We start from the raw sequence: 22,593 nt of genomic DNA on the forward strand, positions 1-22,593 counted from the left end.
CACGCTCGTCGGCGACCCCTGCACCGGTCCCGTCACCATCCAGTGCAGCCGCATCGAGCCCAGCGTCGGCTCGACCACCAGCAACCCGTCCAGCCCCCGCACCTGCTCGCCGGTGAGCAGGTGGGCCACCCGGCCGTGGGTCTCCTTCTCCGCGGCCTGGCGCGCGGTGGCGACCTTCTCCAGCAGCGAGACGACACCCGGCCGGATCACCTTCGCCGAGCGCAGGTACTCACACCCCAGCCGGAACAGCAGGCTCGGGGAGTCGTGTTCCATCGCGCGGGCCAGCAGGAACTCGTCCAGCTCTTTGAACTCGATTGCTTTCGCGGGCTTCCACGACAGGTACTCGGCAATCTCCCGCAAGTGATCCGTGCGGGCCTGCCCGCGCTCTCCGTAACCCGCCAAGTCGGCGACGGCGACCCCGAGCTGCCTTGCCAGACGCCCCACTGCGGCAGGCGGCGCGGAAGGGACGTTGTCGGGAACGAACCCCAGCCAGGGCAGAGCCGAGAGCTGGACGGCGGCGCCGAGTACGTTCTGGGCCCGGCGGAACTTGCCGAGGAACGCTTGATCGGCCGAGGTGAGCGTGAAGTAGCGGATCAGCTCGTCCTTGCCGATCGCGGGGAAGGACCGTAAGCCCTCCAGCTCCTCATCAGAAAACACCCGCGTGGCCATCGGCTTCTCCCGCCCCATTCGATCAGCACAGTCGGGCACCACCGATACCCGGCCGGGAGGCGCGGGCAGACGAAAACCCCCGAACTGGTGGCGCCAGGGCGGGGGTTGCTCTAATCTCCCGCGCTCGTGACACGAACTGGTCCCTCATCGCACAGGTTCACCATGGTCGGGTCGGCCTGATCTGGCTTCGAGCTCCGCACCGCACCGAGCACCGCGGCCAGCAGCTCATCCGGCTACTCTGCGGACTCCAATCAGGCCAGATCAGGAGCCGCTGCACGGCATAGCGTTGTTTTTTCGGCGAGAACTACTGGGACCCCCAGACCTCCGCGAGTTCATGGAAACTGAAGGGTTCTTAGGAGGAACACGCGGGTCCGTCCTCGTGCTTCTCGGGGACGGGCCCGTGGGTTCGGTGCTGACTCGCGGTGTTGCTGGTGGTTGGCTCGCTGCCCCAAGCGAGTTCTTCTTCGGTCACCTCGTCGAGGAACCGCCGGAGGAGGGGAAGGGGCACTTCACCTTCGGAGAAGGTCATTTGACTGGGAGAGACGGGTCTTCGTCGGGGACGGTGGCGGTGATCACATGGCGGGCCGTGTCGGCGGCCTATGTCAGTTCGAGGCGAATAAACCCAGGCCCTGAAAGGCGGTCCATGCGCCAGGATGGCCGAATGACCTGGTACCTCGCGATCCGCTCGGACTCCCGTTACAGCGAGAGCATCCCCACTTCCGCTCTGACCGAGTACCTGGACTCCATACCTGAGCTTTGCCGGACGGACTTGTCCAGCTATACGGCGGAGGGCGGGCTGCTCGGCTGGGTCCATCTGGTCATCGCCTCCTGCGGTCCGACCGGTAACTACGCCACTCATCCGAGCCGGCTGCCGCAGGACATCAACCAGGTACAGCTGATCTGTTCGTCGTCCCTCGGAAGTAACTACGAGGCCCAGAAGGCTCTCGCGAGACGGATCGCAGTCCGACTCGGCTGGGAGATGGTGGACGACGAGACCGACGAGATCCTGCACGCGAGAGGCGAAGCCGACTGGATGATCGATTCCAAGGGATACCCGCGGACATGAAGCGAGGGAGGCCAATGTCGTTGTGTGAACACTGACTTGGACTCTCTCGACTCGGTCGGCATCATGAGATCAAGGCATCCAGCGGTGGTCAGGACCTGGGGTTTTCCCGGTGCTCGGCGGCAGTCTCCAGGAGTTGGCGGGCGGAGTTCGCGTAGCGGATCGCGGTCTTCTCGTCCAGGCCGAAGACCGCGGCGAGGTGGAGCGGGTCCGGGCCGTGGACGAGGGCTTCTTCGAGCTGCCGGTCGACGCGGAGCTGTTCCAGGGTGGCGGCCTGGCCGCGAAGCGGTGCGGTGAGGGAGACCTGGCTGACCGGTCCGGTTCCCAGGGCGGTGATCTTGTTGATCAGCAGGTGCGGGTTGGCGGTGTCGGGCCAGCGGCGCCGCCGGAACTCCAGCCACTCGCGGGCGACATGCAGTGTGAGGTCGTCCAGCTGTCGGGAACGGCCGTCGATGGTGAGCTTCCGGTTGCCGATGTCGAGGTCGTCGAGCTGGAGGCGGCGGATGGCGCCGGACCGTGCCGCGTGCACCGCGGCGAGGGCGAGGACCAGGCGGTCTGCCGGCTTGGTGACCGCCGCGACCGAGTTGTCGATGTGCTCGGGATCCAAGGGCTGGATGATGCTGCTCTCGCGCTGGCCGACGCGGATGCGGCCGGTCGGGTTCTTGAAGATGGTGCCGCTCTTCTTGGCCCGACCGAACAAGGACCGCAGCACGATGAGGGTGTGCTGACGCTGACTGCCGTGCAGGGCGTCGAGCTGGGCGAGGACATCGTCTCGGGTCACCTCGCGCAAGTGGTCGTAGCGGCTGGACCAGTCGATCAGCACGGGCCGGATGCGGTTGAGGTAGTTCCAGACCGTGGCCTCGTCCCGGGGTTGGGATCGAGGGCTGCCGTCGTGCAGGAGCCGGATCCAGTGCTCGACGTCGCGGCGGATGCCGGGGGCGATGCCGTCGAGCTTGCGCTGGAGCCAGTACTCGAACGACGGTGTCCGGTCGTCGAGGAAGACGCCGACGTGATTGAGGACCTCGATGGTCAGCTCCATGTTCAGCCGACGTGGCCGCAGGGCTGGATAGAGCTCGGAATGGCGCACGACATCGCCGCCGATGTGCCGGGACATCAGGATGATCAGGGCTCGGTCGACGCTGAAGCGGACCTTGCGGGGCCAGCCGCGGACCTCGCCGAGGCGGTGGGCGGTGTGCCTCGCCCAGGCGAGCCACGGGTTATCCGGGCCCGTGTGCTGGTCGGGTTCGATGCGGGTGAAGTCGCGACAGACATCGAACAGAGCGGGCTGGAGCCAGCCGCCGGGCGGTGACGCCGGAGGGGGATCAGGCCTGCGGGGGCGTCCCCGCCGCTCGTACTTCGGCTGCCGGGGCCGCGGGACCCGCTCCCACAACGGGGCCATGTGCGCGAAGAACAGCTGGTGATGCCGCAGTTCCGGCAGCAACGACTCCGCCCTGGCCCCGGCGGCCGCGGCATCCGTACGCGCCTGGCACCAGCACAGCCAGCAGTACCCCTTCCGCAGCGGGCCATATCCAGTGCAACCGACGCACCGGCCATCCGAACCGGGACGGGCGAAGGAGGAGCACCCTCCGCAGCGCCGCATGAACAGCAGTCCCCAGCCCAGACAGTGCGGACAACTCTTCGGCTCCAGCATGGAGTTACCGCCCTCGCACCAACCACATCGTCACTGCGGCGGCAACGACCGGCCGTCCCGCCGCCGCGGGACCACCGCCGGGGCGGGGGCGCCGACAGCGGCAGCCTGCTGGCCGGCCTCCTCGCCAGGGCGGGCAACCTTGCCCGGCTCGGGGATCAACAGGTCGCCGATCTCGCAGCCGAGGACGACACAGATGACGTCCAGGTCCTCCAGCTTGAGGGAGACCGGCTGGCCGGACCACAGCCCGGACATCTTCCCCGCCGAGATCACCAACCCGTGCTCAGCCAGGCCGCGTTGGAGCTCAGACGCCTTCCAGATACCCCTGTTCGCGGCGGTCAGCCGCAGGTTCCACCTCATCGGATCAGCCCTTCCAGCCGCTTCGCGGCCCGCTCGGTCCCGGCGGCCCAGGCGTCCTCGGCCCGGGTCTGCTGGACGTGGACGTACCGCATCGTCGTGGCGATCCAGGAATGTCCCAAAACCTCCTGAATTGCCAGTAGGTCCAGCCCGTTCTCATAGAGCTGGGACGCGCAAAAGTGCCGCAGGACATGCGGCGCCAGCCGCTCGCCCCAGCCCGGCAGATGTGCCTTGGCCGCGTTCTTGAGCCCGCTCCGCAGGGCATCGTCGCCCACTCGGTGGGCCGTTCCGTCTGTGTTCCTGCGCTCAGAAGGGAACAGCGGGGCGCCGGGCCGTGTGTGGTCGTCGCCGAACTGGCCCCACACGTCCTCGATGAACCACCGCAGGGTCCGGTCGGCACCGTTGATCAGCGGCACCATCCGCTCGCGCGGCCCCGAGCCGCGGGCGCCCTTGCCGTGGCGGACGTGGAGCTTGCCGAAACGGCCCAGGTCCCACTTGATGTCGTCCGGCGGTGTAGTTCCGGGCGGTCGGGGCGAACTTCCGGCAGGTCGCCAGCTCGCCGCCCCAGCCCGTGAACAGCGCCCTGACCTCCGGCTCGGTCGGCGGGATCCGCAACTGAGCGTCCTTGGCCCCGCGCGGCCGGTTCATCTCGTCGATCGGGCACTCGACCACCCGGCCGGTCATCCGGTGGATCTCGACCTTGTGCCGCAGCTCCAGGAACATGAAGTACGTGCTCAGGGCCTGCGACCGGCCCAGCCGAGTCCCGCTGGGCGAGTGCCGCAGCACCTTCCCGAAGTACACGTCAGCGTCGGCGGGCTCCATGTCCCACAGCGGCCGGCCGAACCAGGTCCTGATCTGATCCAGGTGACCGACGTCCCCGCGGATAGTGCCGTCCGCCAGCCCTGCCGAGGCCCGGGCCAGGACGAATCCGGACAGCACGTCGGTCTCGAACTGCTCCAGCTCCTCCGCCGACGCGGGCGCCCAGTGCTCACGCAGGTCTCGTACGACTGCCAGCGCCGTCAACCCGAGCCTCCTCACCTTCGACCCGACTGCGAACCGGTCGGACGAGATGAGAACGCTTCAAGAATCCCGAAGTTACGTCACAAGCCAGCAGAGCACACGAAGGAGGAAGAACCCCCTGGCCACGGGCCCAGGGACTCAGCGGAGCTCAGGGGAACTCACGGGATGTCGCACAGCCGACGAGGCAACGCGAGCGCGCGATGAAAGGCTTCCGATCGGTGGGTGCCGCACAACGGTTCCTGGCCGCGTTCAGCGGCATCTCACCCCACTTCCGACCCCGCCGTCACCTCCTCACCGCCCCGAACTACCGCGCCGAGATGATCACCCGCTTCGCGATCTGGGACCAGAACACCGGCACGTCGCCAGCCTGCCCGCCGTAGCCTGAGCGGCTGTCACCACCGAAGCCGAAACGCGTCGAACCGGCTCACGCCCTCAAGCACTCGCTCAACCTGACAAAGCCCTATACGACATTGGGATGCTGAACCACATCTTCACACCCACGAGCTGTGTTGATCATGGTGCCAACTATGCCCCTTTTGTGCCAACTAAAAATCCTCGTCACATGCGCTCAGCGCCGTACCCGCGGCATCCCCAGGCCGATCCACGAGATGATCTCCCGTTGGATCTCGTTGTTGCCGCCGCCGAAGGTGAAGATGACGGCGGACCGGTATCCGCGTTCGAGTTCGCCGTGCAGCACGGCGCCCGCCGACCCTTCCTTGAGCGGTCCGGCCGAGCCGACGACCTCCATCAGCCAGGCGTAGGCGTCGCGGCGCGCCTCGGAGCCGTAGACCTTGACGGCGGAAGCGTCCTGCGGGGTGAGGGTTGCGTTCTGGACCGCGGACACCATCTGCCAGTTGAGGAGCTTCATGGCATCGAGCCTGGCGTGGGTGCGGGCGAGGAGGGCGCGTACCCAGCCGAGGTCGATGACGCGGCGGCCGTCGGCGAGCCGGGTGTCCGCCGCCCAGCGCTGGACGTCGTGGAGGGCGCGGACGGCCATGGTGCCGTGGGCGGCGAGGGTGACGCGTTCGTGGTTGAGCTGATTGGTGATCAGCCGCCAGCCCTTGTTCTCGTCGCCGACGCGGTGGGAGACCGGGACGCGGACGTTCTCGTAGTAGCTGGCGGTGGTGTCGTGGGAGGCGAGGGTGTTGATGACGGTGCAGGAGTAGCCGGGGTCGCTCGTGGGGACGAGCAGCATGGTGATGCCCTTGTGCGGGGGCGCGTCCGGGTCGGTGCGGACGGCGAGCCAGACCCAGTCCGCGGTGTCGCCGTTGGTGGTCCAGATCTTCTGCCCGTTGACGAGGTAGGCGTCGCCGTCGCGGACGGCACGGGTCTTGAGCGCGGCGAGGTCCGTGCCCGCGTCGGGTTCGCTGTAGCCGATCGCGAAGTCGATCTCACCGGCGAGGATCTTCGGCAGGAAGAAGGCCTTCTGTTCGTCGGTGCCGAACTGCATGATCGTCGGGCCGACGGTGTTGAGGGCCATCAGCGGCAGCGGCACACCCGCCTGGGCGGCCTCGTCGAAGAAGATGAACTGCTCCATCGGCGACAGGCCGCGTCCGCCGTACTGCGTCGGCCAGCCGACACCCAGCCACCCGTCGGTGCCCAGGCGCCGGATCGTCTCCCGGTAGAAGGCCTTCTGCGCGGCCGGGGCCGCATAGCGCGCGTAGGCGTTGTCGGGGACCAGTCCGGCGAAGTACGTACGCAGCTCGGCGCGCAACTGCTGCTGTTCAGGCGTGTATTCGAGGTGCACGGCCCCTCCAGGAGTCTCGCGGTCGCGTCGCCCGTGTGCGGCGGCGCACACAGTAGAACGTGTTGCAAGAATCCGGAAGGGCCGCGGCGCCCCGGCGGTGTCAGCGCTTGACGGCGCGCAGGACGACGAACTTCGGGTCGCCCGCGACCGTGGTGCAGTTGCCGAAGGTCCGGCGCAGCTGCGTGTGGTAGCCGAGGTGCCGGTTTCCGACGACCCACAGCTCACCTCCCGGCCGCAGCGCGGTGCGCGCCCCGTGGAACATCGCGCGGGCCGTCGCGTCGGTGGTGGCCTGGTGGGAGTGGAACGGCGGGTTGTTGAGGACCAGGTCCGCACTGGCGGGCGCCAGCCCTGCCGGCCCGTCGCCGACCACGAACTCGGCCGTGACGTCCGGGCCGGTGTTGGCCCGGAAGGTCTCCTCGGCAGAGGCGACCGCCTGGTAGGACTCGTCGATGAACGTGACCGTCGCTTCGGGGTTGGCGAGCGCGGCGGAGAGTCCGACCACACCGTTTCCGCAGCCGAGGTCGACGACCCGGTCCGGGCCGCTGCGCTCGGGGAGATGGCCGAGGAAGAAGCGGGTACCGATGTCGAGGCGCTCGGCACAGAAGATCCCGGCGTGGTTGGTGACGGTCCGGCCGGAGACCGGACCGACGTCCTCGGGCAGCTCGTAGCGGTACGGCCAGGGGCTGGGCGTACGGGGCAGCGCCGGGTCCGGGGTGCAGAAGATGAGCCGGGCCTTCTTGACCGCGAGCGAGGTACGGGTCGGGCCGATGATCCGCTCGAAGAGCTTGAGAGTGGAGGTGTGGATCTCCTTGACCATGCCGGTGCCGATGACGACGGTGCCCGCGTGGACGGCCGGCGCGAGCCGGTGCAGCTGGTCCTCCAGGAGCGCGAGGCTCTTGGGGACGCGTACCAGCAGGACGTCGATCCGGTCCGGCGGTGTGTCCCTGGCCGACAGAAGGCGCACGGCGTCCGCGGCCGCGCCGTTGCGCTCCAGGTTCGCCAGGGTGGCGCGCTGCGCCAGGTAGGAGTCGGTGATCTGTACGGGGCGGTGCCCGGCCAGCACCGTACTCAAGGCACCCCAGCGGTCGCCCACCACGACCACGGCGCCCGACAGGTCGACCGGCTCCGCCTCCTCGGTCCCCTCCAGCCGCCGCAGCAGGTACTCATCGGCAGCGTCCCATGCGCGGAACGGGTCGCGCGGATCCTCGGGGAAGCGGGCGAGGTCGCACCCGGCCCCTGACGTCGTCAAACGGTTCATTGTGCACCCAGGCTAGCCGAGCCGCGGGGAGTGCCCACACACTCCCCGCACCACCCGGGCCGCCGGGCTGCGGACCCACGGATTACGACGGACTACGGCAGCGTCTTGTCGATCGCCGACCGGCCCTCCCGGGCGAGCCTGCGCTCCGCCCACTGAAGATTCTTCGGGGTCAGGTCCCGCCCGGAGGCGAGCACCAGGTCCTCTGCCGACGGATTGTCGCTCCCGCCGGTGTGCAAGAGGCTGTCGGGAGTCACGCCCCGCAGTGCGGGAGTGACCACCGGGGCTGCGGATACGGATTCGGGCTCGTCACTCATGCCGCCTCCTCGTCCTTTCGGTCATTCTCGCCCCGCGCCCGGCCCGCCGCATCCGATGCCTTCACGGCCCCCTCCCGACCCCGCAGAAGCACCCTCACTTGACCTGCACATGATAGGTACGCAGCGTTCACACCAGGGTCACGGTGCGTGTGGAAGGCTCCCGCTGACCACATACCACACGACCACCGCGGCGCCGCCCCCCACCATGTGACGGTTTCGTGGTGCCCGCTTCTTTTCGGAGAGGACACCCCCACATGTCCCGTCGTCACCTGCCCTGCCGGCGCCCCCTGCTGGCGACCCTCGCCGCGTTCGCGGTACTCGCCGGCACCGCGGCCGCCGCCCCGGCCGCCACCCCCCGGGCCACCGCCCCCGCGGCTGCGCCGATCGCCACGACGCCGCTCGGCGTCCTCGACGACACGTACTACGCGGACGCACTCGGCAAGTCGGGAACCGCGCTCAAGAGCGCGCTGCACACGATCATCAGCAACCAGACCAAGATCTCCTACAGCCAGGTCTGGAACGCCCTCAAGGACACGGACGAGGACCCCGCCAACCCCTCGAACGTGATCCTCCTCTACTCCGGACGCTCCGAGCCCAAGAGCGACAACGGCGGCTCGGTCGGCCAGTGGAACCGCGAGCACGTCTGGGCCAAGTCCCACGGAGACTTCGGCACCGCCACCGGTCCCGGCACCGACATCCACCACCTGCGCCCGGAGGACGTCACCGTCAACTCCATCCGCGGCAACAAGGACTTCGACAACGGTGGCAGCGCGGTCAGCGGCGCCCCGGGCAACTTCACCGACAGCGACTCCTTCGAACCGCGCGACGCGGTCAAGGGCGACGTGGCCCGCATGATCCTCTACATGGCGGTGCGCTACGAGGGCGACGACGCCTTCCCCGACCTCGAACCCAACGACAAGGTGTCCAACGGTTCCGCTCCGAACATCGGCCGCCTCTCGGTGCTGAAGGCATGGAGCCAGGAGGACCCGCCGGACAACTTCGAGAAGCGGCGCAACGACGTCATATTCGATCAGTACCAGCACAACCGGAACCCGTTCATCGACCACCCGGAATGGGTCGAGTCCATCTGGTAGACGGGCCCGGCCACGAGCGGGTCCCTCCCCCGGTTCAGCCGGCCGGGCCGCTCGCGCACCAGGCCGCGGCCTCCTCGCGGGAGGCGAACGGCCGGACCGCCGGGTGTCCGCCCTGCTCCGCCGTGCCGGGGAGCAGGGCGAGACGGTCCGCCGGGTCGGCCACGGCGGTGCGCACACCGTCCGCCGCGAGCCGGCCGAGCCCGCTGCGCAGCATCGCACGGGCCACCGTGTCGACTGCGGTGACCCGCCGCAGGTCCAGCACCACGGCCCCGGTCTCCCGCGGCCGCGCCTCGTCCAGCGCGTACAGCACCCGCTCGGCCGCCGTGAAGTCGAGGGCGCCCTGGGCGGCGACGGCGGCGACCCGTTCGCGCCCGGCGCTCCCCCGGGCCCCCGCCGGGGCTGCGGACGGCTCGTCGGCGGTGGCGACCAGGGTGACGGTGGAACCGGCCAGCGCCGGATTGTGCATCAGGTGCAGACCGAGCCGTTCCGACAGGGCGCCGAGCGCGGCGCGCCCGCGTACGGAGGTGCCGGTCGGGTCCAGCAGCGGGCTGTACGTCGCCAGACCGAACCTGGCGGGGCCGGCGGCGATCAGCCCGCCCGACACCCCGCTCTTCGCCGGCAGCCCGACCCGTAGCAGCCAGTCGCCCGAGGTGTCGTACATGCCGCAGGTCGCCATCACGGCCAGCACCTGGGCGGCGACCGGCTCGGGGACCACCGCGTCGCCGGTGAGCGGATGGACGCCGCCGTGCGCGAGGGTCGCGGCCATCGCGGCGAGGTCCAGTGTGGTGACCCGTACCGCGCACTGCCTGAAGTAGGTCTCCACCGCGGCCACCGGGTCGACGGGGAGCGGGCCGGCGCTGCGGATCAGATAGGCGAGGGCCCGGTTGCGGTCGCCGGTGAGGGCCTCGGAGGCGTACACCTGCTCGTCGACGTCCAGCCGCCGTCCGGCGGAGCGGCTCAGGCAGTCGAGGATGCGGCCGAACCGGGGGGCGTCCGGGGTGTCCGGGATCAGCGCGGTGGTGACGATGGCGCCCGCGTTGACCATGGCGTTGTCGGGCCGCCCCGTGACCGGTTCGAGGCTGATGGCGTTGAACGCCTCGCCGCTGGGCTCGGCGTTCACCCAGCGGCCCACCTCGTCGAGCCCGAGCACCGACAGGGCGAGGGCGTAGACGAACGGTTTCGACACGGACTGCAGGGTGAACAGCGCGTCGGCGTCGCCGGCGCTGTAGCGGTGGCCGTCCATGCTGATCAGCGCCAGTCCGAACGCACCCGGATCGGCCAGCGCCAACGGCGGGATGTAGTCGGCCAGTTGACCGTCCCGCAGCCCGGCGAACCGCCTGTGCAGTTCGCGCAGGGCATCGGTGACGGCTTCGGCGGCGCCCACCGGAACCGGCCGTCAGCCGCGCTCGGCCTGGGCGATCCGGGGGAACGTCTTGACTCCGGCCGCCTTGCGGCTGTTGGCGTGCTGGCTGACGGTCCGGCCGGGCGGGACGTCCGCGAAGCCGAGCACCACGGAGTCGAGCACCTTCCCGGCGGAGTCGGCGAACTCCACCTTCACGGCGTAGAAGGCGGACTTGTCCGTACGGTTGGTGACCCGCACGAGGGCACTGCGGAACTGCTCGGACTTCGCGACCGCCAGCCCCGTCACCGAGACGTCCTTGACCGCGTTGCCGCGGCCCTGGACACCTTCGAGCTGCTTGACGGCCCGCTGCCGGTCGCGTTCGGCGGCAGCCGCGGCCGAGGCGGCGAACTCCTGCTGGGTACGCGGGGTGGGGCTCGGGGACCGCGTCATGGCCGGTTCCGGGGACACCGTACGGGTGCTCCTGGCCGTGCCCGGCGAAGTGGTGCCGGAGCCGCCGCAGGCGGCGGTTCCGGCGACGATCACCGCGGCGAGCACGGCGAGGGCCGGGTTGCGGGCTGCGCGGCCGCCGAAGGCGTGACGCGAGGGACTGGTCGGTTTCACGGACGCTCCGTCTGCTCGGAAGGACGTATCGGAAGGGCGCAAGGGGGACAGGGGGCGGAACGAGGAGCCGCCGCACCCCTGCCAGGACCACTAACCAACAACTCGCCCATATTAGGATCAAACGGTATGAATTAACTCGTTGAATTCGCCCGCTTCACTCAGGAGCGGATACCAGCCCCTGGGAGTGATCGATGGACACGGACGCCCTGACCGCCGGCCTGTTGAGGGAGCTGCGGGCGGCCAAGCCCTATCCGGCCCTGTCCCTGACCATGCCGACCCACCGCCGCGCTCCGGACAATGCCCAGGACGCCGTACGGCTGCGCAACCTGGTGGCCGAGGCCGTCAGCCGGCTGGAAGCGGACCCTGCCGTCACCCGCGAGTCCGGAAACGCCCTGAAGGAGCAGCTCGACCGGGCGGTCACCGAGGTGGACCCGCGCCGGGCCCTGGACGCCCTGATCGTCCTCGTCACCGCCGACGAGCACCAGATCTGGCAGCTTCCCCGCACCGCGCCCGAACGGGTGGTGCTCAGCGACACGTATCTGACCCGCAACCTGGTCGCCGCCAAGGCCCAGGCCCAGCCGTTCTGGGCGCTCACCGTGTCGGCCGGGCACGCCGCCCTGTGGAGCGGCACCCAGGACGTCCTGAACGAGGAGCGGGCCGACGGGTTCCCGCTGGCGGCGCCGCAGGAGGCGCCCGACCCGCAGCGCGAGGAGCAGATCGGCGACACCCCGAGCACCTTCACCGACGAGGAGACGCGCAACTTCCTGCGCACCGTCGACGAGAAGCTGCGCGCGGTACTGGCCGCGGACCCGCGCCCGCTGTATCTGGTCGGCCTCGCTCCCGCGCTCGCCCTTCTCGACGAGGTCGGGGAGGGCGCCGGGGCGGCGGTGGGCCGGATCACCAAGGGGGCACCGGCCGGCATGACGCCGGGCGACCTGCTCAAGGATCTCCGGCCCGCGCTCGACGACCGGCGGCGGCGGATCGCCGCGGAGATCGACGGCAAGCTGGACGAGGCGCGCGGCCGGCGCGCCTTCGCCGGTGGTCTCGACGAGGTCTGGGCCGCCGTACGGGAGGGACGCGCCGGACTGGTGGCGGTGGAGGAGAACTTCCAGGAGACGGTACGGGTGACGGACGAGCACCTCGAACCGGTGAGCGGTGAAGCCGCGGACCTGACGGACGGCACGGTCCGTGAGGACATCGTCGACGAGCTCGTCGAAGCGGCCCTGGACAACGGAGCCGACGTGGTCTTCCTCGCCGACGACTCGCTCGCGGAGCACGGACGGATCGCCGCGGCCCTGCGCTACTGAGCGTGCCCGGGACACCGTGCGCCGCCCCGGGCACGCGGCAGGCGTGCGGGTCCCCGGGGCCGCTGGGACACTGGAGAGAACGCCCGACCGGGCCCCGGGCCGAGACCCGGGGCAGGTCCCTGGGAAGGGAGTGACAGCACCATGCCCATGCCACGCGGATCCAATGCCAAACGGGAACGGCAGTACGAACACATCAAGGAAAGCGCCCAGGAGCGCGGGGTCGGTGAGGACCGGGCCGAGGAGATCGCGGCCCGTACGGTCAACAAGGCACGCGCCCGCGCCGGTGAGTCGAGGATCGCGAGCCGTACGTCCATCGAGGACATGTCGTCCCGCCGCGGCGGGCTGCGCTCCCACAGCGGCGCCGGGGGGCCGACTCGCGAACAGCTCTACGAAGAGGCGAAGAAGAAGAACGTCCACGGACGTTCGCACATGACGAAGGCCGAGCTGGAGCGGGCGCTCGGCCGCTGAGCCCGGCGTCGCCGGAACAGGACGGACGTCGCGCCACCCCGGACGGCCGCCGGCACCGGGCGGTGCCGGCGGCCGTCCAGCTGTTGTCCGCCGCCCCGGCGTTGTCCGCCGCTCCGGATTCAGCCGCTCCAGGTCCAGTCGGCCACCTCGGGAAGGTCCGTGCCGTGTTCACGGATCCAGTCGTGGTGGCGGGTGCGGACATCCGCCATCGCCTGGCGTACCGCGACGGCGCGGACGCCCAGGCCGGGCACCCGGTCGATGACGTCCATGACGAGCCGGTAGCGGTCCAGGTCGTTGCGGACCACCATGTCGAAGGGTGTGGTGGTGGTGCCCTCCTCCTTGTAGCCCCGCACATGCAACTGGGCGTGGCCGGCCCGCCGGTAGGCCAGCCGGTGGATCAGCCACGGGTAGCCGTGGTAGGCGAAGATCACCGGGGCGTTGCAGGTGAACAGCGCGTCGTACTCGGAGTCCGGCATTCCGTGCGGGTGCTCCTCACGGGTCAGCAGCCTCGCCATGTCGACCACGTTGACCACCCGCACGGCCAGTTCCGGCAGATGCCTGCGCAGCAGATCGGCTGCCGCGACGGTCTCCAGCGTGGGTACGTCACCGGCGCAGGCGAGTACCACGTCGGGTTCACGGCTGCCGTCCTCCGTGCCGGCCCACTCCCAGACGCCGGCTCCGCGGGCGCAGTGCGTGCGGGCCTGGTCCAGGGTGAGCCAGTCGAAGCCCGGCTGCTTTCCGGCCACGATCACATTGACGTAGTCGCGGCTGCGGAGCGCGTGGTCGGCGACGGAGAGCAGGGTGTTGGTGTCCGGCGGCAGATAGACCCGTACGACTTCGGGGCTCTTGTTGAGGACGTGGTCGACGAAGCCGGGGTCCTGGTGGGAGAACCCGTTGTGGTCCTGGCGCCAGACGTGCGAGGTGAGCAGGTAGTTGAGCGAGGCGATGGGGCGGCGCCAGGCCAGCCGACGGGATGTCCTGAGCCATTTGATGTGCTGGTTGACCATCGAGTCGACGATGTGGGCGAACGCCTCGTAGCAGGAGAAGAGACCGTGCCGGCCCGTGAGGAGGTATCCCTCCAGCCAGCCCTGGCACAGATGCTCCGAGAGCACCTCCATGACGCGTCCGTCGCGGGAGAGGTGCTCGTCGGTCGGCAGGATCCGCTCCTGCCATGCCTTGCCGGTGGCCCCGTAGAGGGCGTCGAGCCGGTTCGACGTGGTTTCGTCGGGGCCCATGACCCGGAAGTCGCGGCGCTCGGCGGTGGCGGCCATGACGGCCTCCAGCAGTCCGCCGAGGACCCGGGTCGGTTCGTGCAGGACGGTGCCGGGCTTGTCGACCGCGACGGCGTGGTCGTCCAGCGGCGGGATGGGCAGGTCGCGCAGGAACAGGCCGCCGTTGGCGTACGGGGTCGCGCCGAGCCGGTCGGTGCCCCCGGGCACGCAGTCGAGCACCCGGGCGGTGGGGCGCCCCGCCGTGTCGAAGAGTTCCTCCGGCCGGTAGGAGCGCATCCACGCCTCCAGTTGCCGCAGGTGCTCCGGGTTCTCCCGGACACCGGGCAGCGGCACCTGGTGGGCGCGCCAGGTGCCTTCGACGGGCACGCCGTCGACCTCGGCCGGGCCGGTCCAGCCCTTGGGGGTGCGCAGCACGATCATCGGCCAGTGCGGACGCTCGGTGGTACCGCCGGTGCGGGCGGCGGCCTGGAGTTCCCGGATCCGGTCGACGGCCCGGTCCGTCGCGGCGGCCATCGCCCGGTGGACGGTGAGGGGGTCGTCGCCGCCGACGTACAGGGGGTCGTGTCCGTAGCCGCGCAGCAGGGCGTCGAGTTCCGTCTCCGGCAGGCGGGCGAGCACCGTCGGGTTGGCGATCTTGTAGCCGTTGAGGTGGAGGATCGGGAGGACGGCCCCGTCGTGCACGGGGTCGAGGAATTTGTTGGAGTGCCAGGACGCGGCGAGCGGTCCGGTCTCCGCCTCGCCGTCCCCGATGACACAGGTGACGAGCAGGTCCGGGTGGTCGAGGGCGGCACCGTAGGCGTGGGTGAGGGCGTAGCCGAGTTCGCCGCCCTCGTGGATGGAGCCGGGGGTCTCCGGTGCCACATGGCTGGGTACCCCGCCGGGGAAGGAGAACTGCCTGAACAGCAGTTCCATCCCCTGGGCGTCCCGGCTGACGTCGGGGTACGTCTCCGAGTAGCTGCCCTCCAGCCAGGAGTTGGCGAGGACGGCGGGTCCGCCGTGACCGGGGCCCCAGACGCACAGGGCCTGGACGGAGCGGGACTTGATGACGCGGTTGAGATGGGTGTGGACCAGGTTCAGTCCGGGTGACGTGCCCCAGTGGCCGAGCAGGCGCGGCTTGATGTGGTCCGGGGTGAGCGGCTGGGTCAGGAGCGGGTTGGCCATGAGGTAGATCTGGCCGACGGTCAGGTAGTTGGCGGCCCGCCAGTGCGCGTCGAGCGCGGCGATCTCCTCGTCGGAGGGGCCGGGTGTCGCTGCCGGGTGGGCGGCGTGACTCATCCGTGCCTGCCTTTCAGGGCTCCTGGGACGTGGCGCCGACGGGCTCGGGGCCGTACCAGACCGTCGTCGCGTTGCAGAATTCGCGGATGCCGTGGCCGGCGAGTTCGCGTCCGTAGCCGGAGCGCTTCACGCCGCCGAAGGGCAGCGCGGGATGGGACGCCGTCATGCCGTTGAAGAAGACGCCGCCCGCCTCCAGATCGCGCACACAGCGGCGGGCCTCGTCGGCGTCACGGGTCCATACGTTGGAGCTGAGGCCGAAGGGGCTGTCGTTGGCGAGTTCCACGGCTTCGTCGAGTCCGTCGACGCGGTAGAGCGTGGCGACGGGGCCGAAGGTCTCCTCGCGGTGGATGCGCATGGCGGGGGTGATCCCGGTGAGGACGGTCGGGGCGTAGAACCAGCCCCGCTCCAGCTCCGGTCCCAGGCCGTCGGGGCGGCCTCCGCCGCACAGCGCGGTCGCACCCTGCCGTACCGCGTCGTCCACCAGCTCCTCCAGGTCCGTGCGGCCCTGTTCGCTGGAGAGGGGCCCGACGTCGGTGGACTCCTGGAGCGGGTCGCCGACCGTAAGGTCGCGCATGCCCACGGTGAACCGCTCGGCGAACTCGTCGTACACCTCCGTGTGCACGATGAACCGTTTGGCGGCGATGCAGGACTGGCCGTTGTTCTGCACCCGGGCGGTCACGGCCGTACGGGCGGCCCTGGCGACGTCCGCCGACGGCAGGACGAGGAACGGGTCGCTGCCGCCCAGTTCCATGACGGTGTGCTTCACCTCGTCGCCGGCGATCGACGCAACCGAGCGTCCGGCCGGTTCGCTGCCGGTGAGGGTGGCGGCGGCGACCCGGCGGTCGCGCAGGACCGACTCGACCGCCCCGGCTCCGACCAGCAGGGTCTGGAAGCAGCCCGCCGGGTATCCGGCCCGGCGGAACAGGCCCTCCAGGTACATGGCCGTCTGCGGGACGTTGGAGGCGTGCTTGAGCAGCCCGACGTTCCCGGCCATCAGCGCGGGGGCGGCGAACCGTACGACCTGCCAGAGCGGGAAGTTCCACGGCATCACGGCGAGCACAACGCCCAGCGGGCGGTAGTGGACGAAGGCCCGCGACGCGCCGGAGTCCCGCACATCGGCCGCCGACGGGTGCTCGTCGGCGAGGAGTTCCTCGGCGTGGGCCGCGTACCAGCGCATCGCCTTCACGCACTTGGCGGCCTCCGCGCGGGCCGCCGTGACGGGTTTGCCCATCTCGGTGGTCATGGTGCGGGCGATGTCGTGCCGGTCCTCTTCGAGGAGGCCGGCGGCGGCGTCGAGCAGACGGGCCCGTTCGTCGAACCCGGTGGTGCGGTACTGCCGGAACGCGGTGTCGGCGGCGTCGAGCCTCTGCTCGATCTCCGCCTCTCCGAGCGCGTCGAACGTTCTCAGGGTCTCGCCGTTCGCGGGGTTGACCGTCGCGATGGGCATGACTGTGCTCTCCTTGCCTCGGTACTTCGACCGTGCCGCGCCATGCGCCGTACCGCAACGCGGGCCCTGCCTGAGGACACCCTCCCGGCGCGGACCATGCGTGCGGTGTGCACGCCGTCCGCGCCGGGAGGGTGAGGCGTTCAGCGGGTACGGGGGCCGGCAGTACCGGGCCCGGTGGCCCGCCTCAGACGAGAGCGGGGGTGATGCCGGAGGCCGCGGTGGTTTCGGGCACGGGCTCCGGAACGGCGGCCGGCGGGCGGCGGAACTCGCGCACACCGGGCAGCGGCGCCGACGGCACCAGTTCGACGGTGTGCGGCTCCTTCGCGTACCGGGTGAACCAGACCACTTTGCCTTCGGCCGTACGGCAGGTGCCCCAGCTGTCGCTCAGGGCCATGACACGGCTGAGACCACCGCCGCCGTTGCTGAGCAGCCGCGGCATCTCGGCGCCGTTGTCGGCGACGGAGACCGTGAGATGCCGCCCCGACCAGCGGAGTTCGACGACGCAGTTGTTGTCGTCACCGACATGCCGGTGGACATTGGTCAGCAGCTCCTCCACACCCCGGCACACGGGCCGGATGTGGAGTTCGAGACTCCAGTGACGCAGATGCGCGGCGATTATTCGCCGCAGCTGGTACACACGCTCTGCCGAAACCTGGAGTTCGACCGAGTAGTGCCGGTCGAGTTGAACGGTCATCGTCGAGGCTCCTCACATCGAGGCCCACTGACTTCGCCCCGTTGAACCAACGACTCCCGAATGCGAAGAGTGAGCAGATGCCACTTCTGGGTCACTCCACAGGGTGACCCGGCAGAGCCGGGTGCGCAACACAAGGAACGCCCGATCGGCCGTATGGAGGAGGTCCGCCCAGGTCAGAGCAGGTATGGCAGCAGTGTGTCCGGGGTGATCGGAAGGCTGCGCACCCGGACGCCGGTGGCGTGCCGTACCGCGTTGCCGACGGCCGCCGCAGCGCCGACGATGCCGATCTCACCAATGCCCTTGCTGCCCATCGGGTTGAGATGCGGGTCTTCCTCCTCGATCCAGTGCACCTCGATGTCCGGCACGTCGGCGCAGACCGGCACATGGTAGGAAGCGAGATCGCTCTCGGTGAAGTCACCGAAGAAGGGGTCCATGGTGCTGGACTCGGTCAGGGCCATGCCGATCCCCATCGTCATGCCGCCGATGAACTGGGAGCGCGCGGTACGGGAGTTGAGGATGTGTCCGGCGGCGAAGACGCCGAGCATCCGGCGCACCCGCACCTCTCCGGTACGGGAGTCGACGGCGACCTCGGCGAAATGCGCACCGAACGCGTGCCGGGCGTAGGGGGATTCCGCGGACGTCTCCTGCTCGGTGTCCGCGAAGGCCGTCATCCCCTCGGCGGGCAGCGGGCCGCTCCGCTCGCGCAGTTGCCGCAGGAGGGCGGTGGACGCCTTGTGCACGGACCAGCCCCAGGAGGCCGTGCCCGAGGAACCGCCGGCCAGCGGGGCGTCGGGCAGGTCACTGTTGCCGATGTCGATCCGGACGTTCTCCACCGGGGTCCCCAGTACCGAGGCGGCGATCTGCGCGAGTACGGTGCGGGTGCCGGTGCCGATGTCGGTGGCGTTGACCCGGATGTGGTACGAGCCGTCGGGTGCCGCGTGCGCCGTGGCGCTGGAGGCGGCGATGTACACGGGGTACGTGGCGGAGGCGACGCCCGTCCCGAGCAGCAGCGGCCCCTCTTCGCGGGCCGCGGGGCGCGGATCGCGCTCGTACCAGCCGAAGCGCGCGGCGCCCGTCTCCAGGCAGGCGGCGAGGCCGCGGCTGCTGAACGGGCGGCCGGAGTCGGGCTCGTTCGCCGGGTCGTTGCGCAGGCGCAGCTCGACAGGGTCCATGCCGAGGGCGGCGGCGAGTTCGTCCATGGCGGACTCCAGTGCGTACAGTCCCGGGGCCTCGCCCGGTGCGCGCATCCAGGACGGGCTCGGTACGTCCAGGGCAGCCACACGATGGGCGGTACGGCTGTGTTCGGATCCGTACATGACACGGGTCGGTACGGCTGCCTGCTCCACGAACTCCTTGACGGTGGAGGTGTGGGTGATGACCTCGTGGGCGACCGAGGTGAGGGTGCCGTCGAGTGCGGCGCCGAGCCGGACGCGCTGCACGGTGGGGGCGCGGTGGCCGACCACGGCGGGCATCTGGCGCCGGGGCAGAACGACCTTGACGGGTCGCCCGGTGTGGCGTGCGGCCATGGCGGCCAGGACGGTCTGCGGGCGCGGGGTGCCCTTGGAGCCGAAGCCGCCGCCGACGTGTTCGGAGACCACGGTGATCTGCTGCGGGCGCAGCCCGAACGCGGTGGCGAGGCTGTCGCGGACCCTGGTGGAGCCCTGGCTGGAGTCGTGGACGGTCAGCCGGCCGTCCTCGGTCCATCGTGCGGTGGAGGCGTGCGGCTCCATGGGGTGGTTGTGCAGGGCGCCGACGGTGTAGGTGGCGTCGACCTGTACGGGCGCGTCGGCGAGGGCCCGGTCGGTGTCGCCGCGTTCACGGACGGCCGGGAATTCGCCGTTGACGGTCTCCGGGGTGTACAGCCCGGGGTGGTCCTCGGTCAGCAGGACGTCGTGCCGGGTCTCCTCGTAGGCGATCCGCAGCGCCCCGGCCCCGGCGCGGGCCTGTTCGAACGTGTCGGCAACGACGACCGCGACGTGCCAGCCCCGGTGCGGGACCCGGTCGTCCTGCAGGACGGCGAGGATCGGGTCGTCGGGCTGCTTCAGCGTCGGGGCGTTGTCGTGGGTGAGGACGGCGCGCACGCCCGGCAGGGCCAGTGCCTCGTCGGTGTGGATGGCGCTGACGCGGCCGCGGGCGATGGTGGCGGGGACGGGCCAGCCGTACAGGCAGCCCGGCGGGGTGTGTTCGGCGGCGTAGCGGGCGGTGCCCGTGACCTTGTCCCGGCCCTCGCGGCGGACGACGGGACTGCCCAGTGGTGGAGGGGCCTGGCTCATGACGGGATCCTCACGTCTGCGGGTCTGCTTGTCTGCGGTTGCTCAGCTGTCGGCGGCGAGTTCGGCCAGTGCTTCGACGGCCAGACTGCGGGCGAGACCCACCTTGAACGCGTTGTCGCGCAGCGGCCGGGCCGCGGCGAGTTCGGCGTCCGCGGCCCGTGCGAAGGTCTCGTCGGTGGCCGGGGCGCCCCGGAGCACGTCTTCCGCGGCGTGTGCCCGCCAGGGCCGGTGGGCGAGCCCGCCGAAGGCCAGTGCCGCATGCGCGATCCGGCCGTCGCGGACGCTCAGCACCGCGGCGACGGACGCGAGGGCGAAGGCGAACGAGGCGCGGTCGCGGGCCTTGCGGTAGAGGGAGCCGGCACCGTCCGGGCGCGGCGGGAGCACCACCGCGGTGATGAGTTCGCCCGCCCGGATCTCGGTGTCCCGGTGGGGGGTGTCGCCCGGCAGGCGGTGGAATGCGCAGGCGGGTACGGTCCGTTCGCCGTCGGGTCCGTGCAGGTGGACGGTGGCGTCGAGGGCGGACAGGGCGACGGCCATGTCGGACGGCTGGGTGGCGACGCAGTGCTCGGAGTGGCCGAGTACGGCGAGGTCGCGGTGGGCGCCTTCGCGGGCGGGGCAGCCGGTGCCGGGTTCCCGCTTGTTGCAGGGTTTGGAAGTGTCCTGGAAGTACGGACAACGGGTGCGCTGCAGCAGGTTGCCGCCGGTCGTGGCGGTGTTGCGGAGCTGTCCGGAGGCTCCGGACAGCAGCGCCTGCGACAGGACGGGGTAGCGGGTGCGCACGGCGGGATGGGCGGCCAGGTCGCTGTTGCGTACGGTCGCGCCGATGCGCAGCCCGCCGTCGTCGGTGTCGGCCACCCGGTCCAGCGGCAGCCGGCTGATGTCGATGAGCAGGTCGGGGGTTTCCACCCCGAGCTTCATCAGGTCGACGAGGTTGGTGCCGCCGCCGAGGAATCCGGCGCCGGGGTGGGCGGAGCTCGCGCGGACCGCTTCGTCGGTGGACCGGGCGCGGAGGTAGGCGAAGGGTTTCACGGCGCCACGTCCTCGATCGCCTCGACGATACGGGGGTAGGCGCCGCAGCGGCACAGGTTGCCGCTCATCCGCTCGCGGATCTCGGGGACGTCGAGTGGAGCCGGTGCGGACACGGCCGCGGCGCGTGCGGTGACATGGGACGGGAAGCCGTCCGCCGCCTCGCCGAGCATGCCGATGACCGAGCAGATCTGGCCGGGTGTGCAGTAGCCGCACTGCAGGGCGTCGCGGTCCAGGAAGGCTTCCTGGACGGGGTGGAGCCGGTCGCCGTCGGCGAGGCCCTCGACGGTGGTGATGCGGGCGCCGTCGTGGGCCACGGCGAACAGCAGGCAGCTGTTGGCACGCCGCCCGTCGACGAGGACGGTGCACGCCCCGCACTGCCCGTGGTCGCAGCCCTTCTTCGCACCGGTGAGGTCGAGGTGTTCGCGCAGGGCGTCCAGGACCGTGGTGCGGTGATCGAGCGTCAGGGTCCGCTCGGTTCCGTTGATGTGCAGTGTCAGGGTGGAACGGTCGCCGGTTGCTTCCGGCTGTCGCGCACCGTCGTCCCGCCCGCGAGAGGGGTCCACTCACTCGCACCTTTCAGGGGTGGCCTTTTGTTCGCTTTCTACCAGAAACACCCTGCCTTCCCGCTTCATTGCTCCGTCGCCGGGCGGCGGCCTGTCGGCCTACCGGCCCGGGTGGCTCCGGTGGGTCTCCAGGCGCAGGCGCACCTCTTCCTCCTGGTCCCCGGAGACCGTCCCGACGACGCGTACGTCGAAGGCGTGCGCCAGGCTCCGCCGGAGCCGTTCGACCGCCCAGTAGCCGCCCTGCACATCGATCTTCACGGGCGCGCCGAGAGCGACCGGTCCCGAGATCACCCTCTCCTCGGTGACGTCCACGGTCGCCACCCATGCGGTGGGCCGCCTCTCCGCGAGTTTCCTGGGTACGTCGACCGAGGCCCGGTCGGTGGTGAAAGCGGCCCGCAGCGCGTCGAAGACCATCCGCGCGTCACCCGTGTCGCACCCGCTGATGACGACCGAGACCTCCTGGCCGTGCACGCTCTCGTCCGGCTGTCGCTCCTTGATGCTGTTCACCGCGATTCCTTCCGCTCGGCGCCGTGTGGTGCGTCCCCGCGCCGGAGACCGGGGGCCTGGACGGGGCCGGGTGGGTCCGGCACTTCCCTCGCCCACCCCCGGCGGTTCGAGGATCCCCTCCAGGCTCACCCCGCTGCCGGACGACGGCGACACGAGGCCGCCGGCAGACGGACGGCGCAAGGCACCGCCCCTGGCCTCCTGGGCACCCCGACCCCGACCCCGAAACACTTTTAGGTTCATATCCACTTAAAACATGAATTCAGCGCTATTGACCGAGTGACGCCTGCCCCTCGGGGTATCCGGGAGGCATGGACGTATCGAACGGAGACCTCAGGTCGCTGGCCCTCACTCTCGCCGACGGGCGCGGCGCGGTCGGCGCGGTGATGGGCATTGTCGGAGTGGCGCTGGTGGCCATGCTGATCGGCGGCTTCTGGCTGGGCAAGCGGCGCCGGGCCCAGGAGCCGCCTCCGCCCCGGCCCGAGGACCAGCCGCCCCGGCCGGACCACCGGACCCACATCGAACGACCCGATGCCCAGCTCGACGAGAGCTTCCCGCCCAACGGCCGGGGACTGTCCCCCTACGAGCTCGGCGACCGCGGGAACGAGCCCATCCGCCACGACAGCGACGAGCAGCGTGACTGACCTCCCGGAGGCCGGAAGGACAGC

21 protein-coding genes and 2 pseudogenes are annotated in these 22,593 nt (G+C 70.6%); 6 read left to right on the forward strand and 17 right to left on the reverse strand.

What is annotated here, in order from left to right:
- Window positions 1-180 precede the first annotated feature (180 nt).
- Window positions 181-687 (reverse strand): annotated as a pseudogene (locus ACFVT1_RS14280) (DUF4158 domain-containing protein); the annotation flags it as partial.
- A 643-nt stretch (window positions 688-1,330) separates the two neighbouring features.
- Here ACFVT1_RS14280 and ACFVT1_RS14285 point away from each other — a divergent pair.
- Window positions 1,331-1,735 carry a hypothetical protein gene (locus ACFVT1_RS14285; RefSeq protein WP_389795000.1) on the forward strand — a complete coding sequence of 135 codons (405 nt, stop codon included), beginning with the start codon at window positions 1,331-1,333 and terminating at the stop codon, window positions 1,733-1,735.
- A gap of 88 nt (window positions 1,736-1,823) precedes the next feature.
- Here the strand turns inward: ACFVT1_RS14285 and ACFVT1_RS14290 are convergent, their stop codons facing one another.
- The 4 genes from ACFVT1_RS14290 to ACFVT1_RS14305 are packed head-to-tail and all read right to left on the reverse strand — an operon-like array spanning window position 1,824 to window position 4,760.
- Complete coding sequence (locus ACFVT1_RS14290) at window positions 1,824-3,383, reverse strand: hypothetical protein (RefSeq protein WP_389795002.1); 1,560 nt, start codon at window positions 3,381-3,383, stop codon at window positions 1,824-1,826.
- A gap of 30 nt (window positions 3,384-3,413) precedes the next feature.
- Window positions 3,414-3,740, reverse strand: a complete 327-nt coding sequence (locus ACFVT1_RS14295) for a helix-turn-helix domain-containing protein (protein ID WP_389795004.1) — start codon at window positions 3,738-3,740, stop codon at window positions 3,414-3,416.
- Window positions 3,737-4,156, reverse strand: a complete 420-nt coding sequence (locus ACFVT1_RS14300) for a tyrosine-type recombinase/integrase (protein ID WP_389795006.1) — start codon at window positions 4,154-4,156, stop codon at window positions 3,737-3,739. Before ACFVT1_RS14300 ends, ACFVT1_RS14295 begins: the two co-directional genes overlap by 4 nt.
- Window positions 4,044-4,760: a hypothetical protein gene (locus ACFVT1_RS14305; protein ID WP_389795507.1), complete on the reverse strand. Its 717-nt coding sequence runs from the start codon at window positions 4,758-4,760 to the stop codon at window positions 4,044-4,046. Before ACFVT1_RS14305 ends, ACFVT1_RS14300 begins: the two co-directional genes overlap by 113 nt.
- A gap of 170 nt (window positions 4,761-4,930) precedes the next feature.
- Here ACFVT1_RS14305 and ACFVT1_RS14310 point away from each other — a divergent pair.
- Window positions 4,931-5,137 (forward strand): annotated as a pseudogene (locus ACFVT1_RS14310) (IS6 family transposase); the annotation flags it as partial.
- Window positions 5,138-5,325: 188 nt separating this feature from the next.
- On the opposite strand, the gene ACFVT1_RS14315 reads toward ACFVT1_RS14310, so the two are convergent.
- From ACFVT1_RS14315 to ACFVT1_RS14325, 3 genes are all read right to left on the reverse strand, one after another.
- The gene (locus tag ACFVT1_RS14315) at window positions 5,326-6,504 is read right to left on the reverse strand and encodes an acyl-CoA dehydrogenase family protein (protein WP_389795008.1); all 1,179 of its coding nucleotides are present in this window, start codon (window positions 6,502-6,504) and stop codon (window positions 5,326-5,328) included.
- A 100-nt stretch (window positions 6,505-6,604) separates the two neighbouring features.
- A complete protein-coding gene (locus ACFVT1_RS14320; protein ID WP_389795010.1) occupies window positions 6,605-7,762 on the reverse strand; it encodes a methyltransferase in 1,158 nt (385 codons plus the stop codon).
- 92 nt (window positions 7,763-7,854) lie between these two features.
- The gene (locus ACFVT1_RS14325) at window positions 7,855-8,076 is read right to left on the reverse strand and encodes a hypothetical protein (protein ID WP_362198718.1); all 222 of its coding nucleotides are present in this window, start codon (window positions 8,074-8,076) and stop codon (window positions 7,855-7,857) included.
- A gap of 254 nt (window positions 8,077-8,330) precedes the next feature.
- Between ACFVT1_RS14325 and ACFVT1_RS14330 the strand changes: the two genes are divergently transcribed.
- The gene (locus ACFVT1_RS14330; RefSeq protein ID WP_389795012.1) at window positions 8,331-9,170 is read left to right on the forward strand and encodes an endonuclease I family protein; all 840 of its coding nucleotides are present in this window, start codon (window positions 8,331-8,333) and stop codon (window positions 9,168-9,170) included.
- 34 nt (window positions 9,171-9,204) lie between these two features.
- On the opposite strand, the gene glsA is transcribed toward ACFVT1_RS14330, so the two are convergent.
- Complete coding sequence (glsA, locus tag ACFVT1_RS14335; RefSeq protein ID WP_389795014.1) at window positions 9,205-10,554, reverse strand: glutaminase A; 1,350 nt, start codon at window positions 10,552-10,554, stop codon at window positions 9,205-9,207.
- A gap of 12 nt (window positions 10,555-10,566) precedes the next feature.
- Window positions 10,567-11,133 (reverse strand): hypothetical protein, encoded by a 567-nt coding sequence (locus tag ACFVT1_RS14340; RefSeq protein ID WP_389795016.1) that lies wholly within the window; start codon window positions 11,131-11,133, stop codon window positions 10,567-10,569.
- Window positions 11,134-11,324: 191 nt separating this feature from the next.
- On the opposite strand from ACFVT1_RS14340, the gene ACFVT1_RS14345 reads away from it, so the two are divergent.
- Window positions 11,325-12,440, forward strand: coding sequence for a chemotaxis protein (locus ACFVT1_RS14345; RefSeq protein ID WP_389795018.1), 1,116 nt, complete (start codon window positions 11,325-11,327; stop codon window positions 12,438-12,440).
- A 147-nt stretch (window positions 12,441-12,587) separates the two neighbouring features.
- Window positions 12,588-12,908: a plasmid stabilization protein gene (locus ACFVT1_RS14350; RefSeq protein WP_389795481.1), complete on the forward strand. Its 321-nt coding sequence runs from the start codon at window positions 12,588-12,590 to the stop codon at window positions 12,906-12,908.
- 119 nt (window positions 12,909-13,027) lie between these two features.
- Here the strand turns inward: ACFVT1_RS14350 and ACFVT1_RS14355 are convergent, their stop codons facing one another.
- The 7 genes from ACFVT1_RS14355 to ACFVT1_RS14385 form a co-directional block, all read right to left on the reverse strand.
- On the reverse strand, window positions 13,028-15,415 hold the full coding sequence (locus tag ACFVT1_RS14355; RefSeq protein WP_389795020.1) for a phosphoketolase: 2,388 nt from the start codon (window positions 15,413-15,415) through the stop codon (window positions 13,028-13,030).
- Window positions 15,416-15,428: 13 nt separating this feature from the next.
- The gene (locus tag ACFVT1_RS14360; RefSeq protein ID WP_389795022.1) at window positions 15,429-16,862 is read right to left on the reverse strand and encodes an NADP-dependent succinic semialdehyde dehydrogenase; all 1,434 of its coding nucleotides are present in this window, start codon (window positions 16,860-16,862) and stop codon (window positions 15,429-15,431) included.
- Window positions 16,863-17,046: 184 nt separating this feature from the next.
- Window positions 17,047-17,556: an ATP-binding protein gene (locus ACFVT1_RS14365; RefSeq protein ID WP_389795024.1), complete on the reverse strand. Its 510-nt coding sequence runs from the start codon at window positions 17,554-17,556 to the stop codon at window positions 17,047-17,049.
- 173 nt (window positions 17,557-17,729) lie between these two features.
- Entirely contained in the window at window positions 17,730-19,829 is a 2,100-nt protein-coding gene (locus ACFVT1_RS14370) for a xanthine dehydrogenase family protein molybdopterin-binding subunit (protein ID WP_389795026.1), read from the reverse strand.
- Between the two features lie 42 nt (window positions 19,830-19,871).
- A complete protein-coding gene (locus ACFVT1_RS14375) occupies window positions 19,872-20,858 on the reverse strand; it encodes an FAD binding domain-containing protein (RefSeq protein WP_389795028.1) in 987 nt (328 codons plus the stop codon).
- A complete protein-coding gene (locus ACFVT1_RS14380) occupies window positions 20,855-21,421 on the reverse strand; it encodes a 2Fe-2S iron-sulfur cluster-binding protein (RefSeq protein ID WP_389795030.1) in 567 nt (188 codons plus the stop codon). Before ACFVT1_RS14380 ends, ACFVT1_RS14375 begins: the two co-directional genes overlap by 4 nt.
- Window positions 21,422-21,520: 99 nt before the next feature.
- Entirely contained in the window at window positions 21,521-21,928 is a 408-nt protein-coding gene (locus ACFVT1_RS14385; protein ID WP_389795032.1) for a hypothetical protein, read from the reverse strand.
- Between the two features lie 308 nt (window positions 21,929-22,236).
- Between ACFVT1_RS14385 and ACFVT1_RS14390 the strand changes: the two genes are divergently transcribed.
- The gene (locus ACFVT1_RS14390; RefSeq protein WP_362198683.1) at window positions 22,237-22,569 is read left to right on the forward strand and encodes a DUF6479 family protein; all 333 of its coding nucleotides are present in this window, start codon (window positions 22,237-22,239) and stop codon (window positions 22,567-22,569) included.
- Window positions 22,570-22,593 lie beyond the last annotated feature (24 nt).

Origin of the sequence: Streptomyces sp. NPDC057963, assembly GCF_042887155.1 — a bacterium.
In the GTDB taxonomy this organism is placed as follows: domain Bacteria; phylum Actinomycetota; class Actinomycetes; order Streptomycetales; family Streptomycetaceae; genus Streptomyces.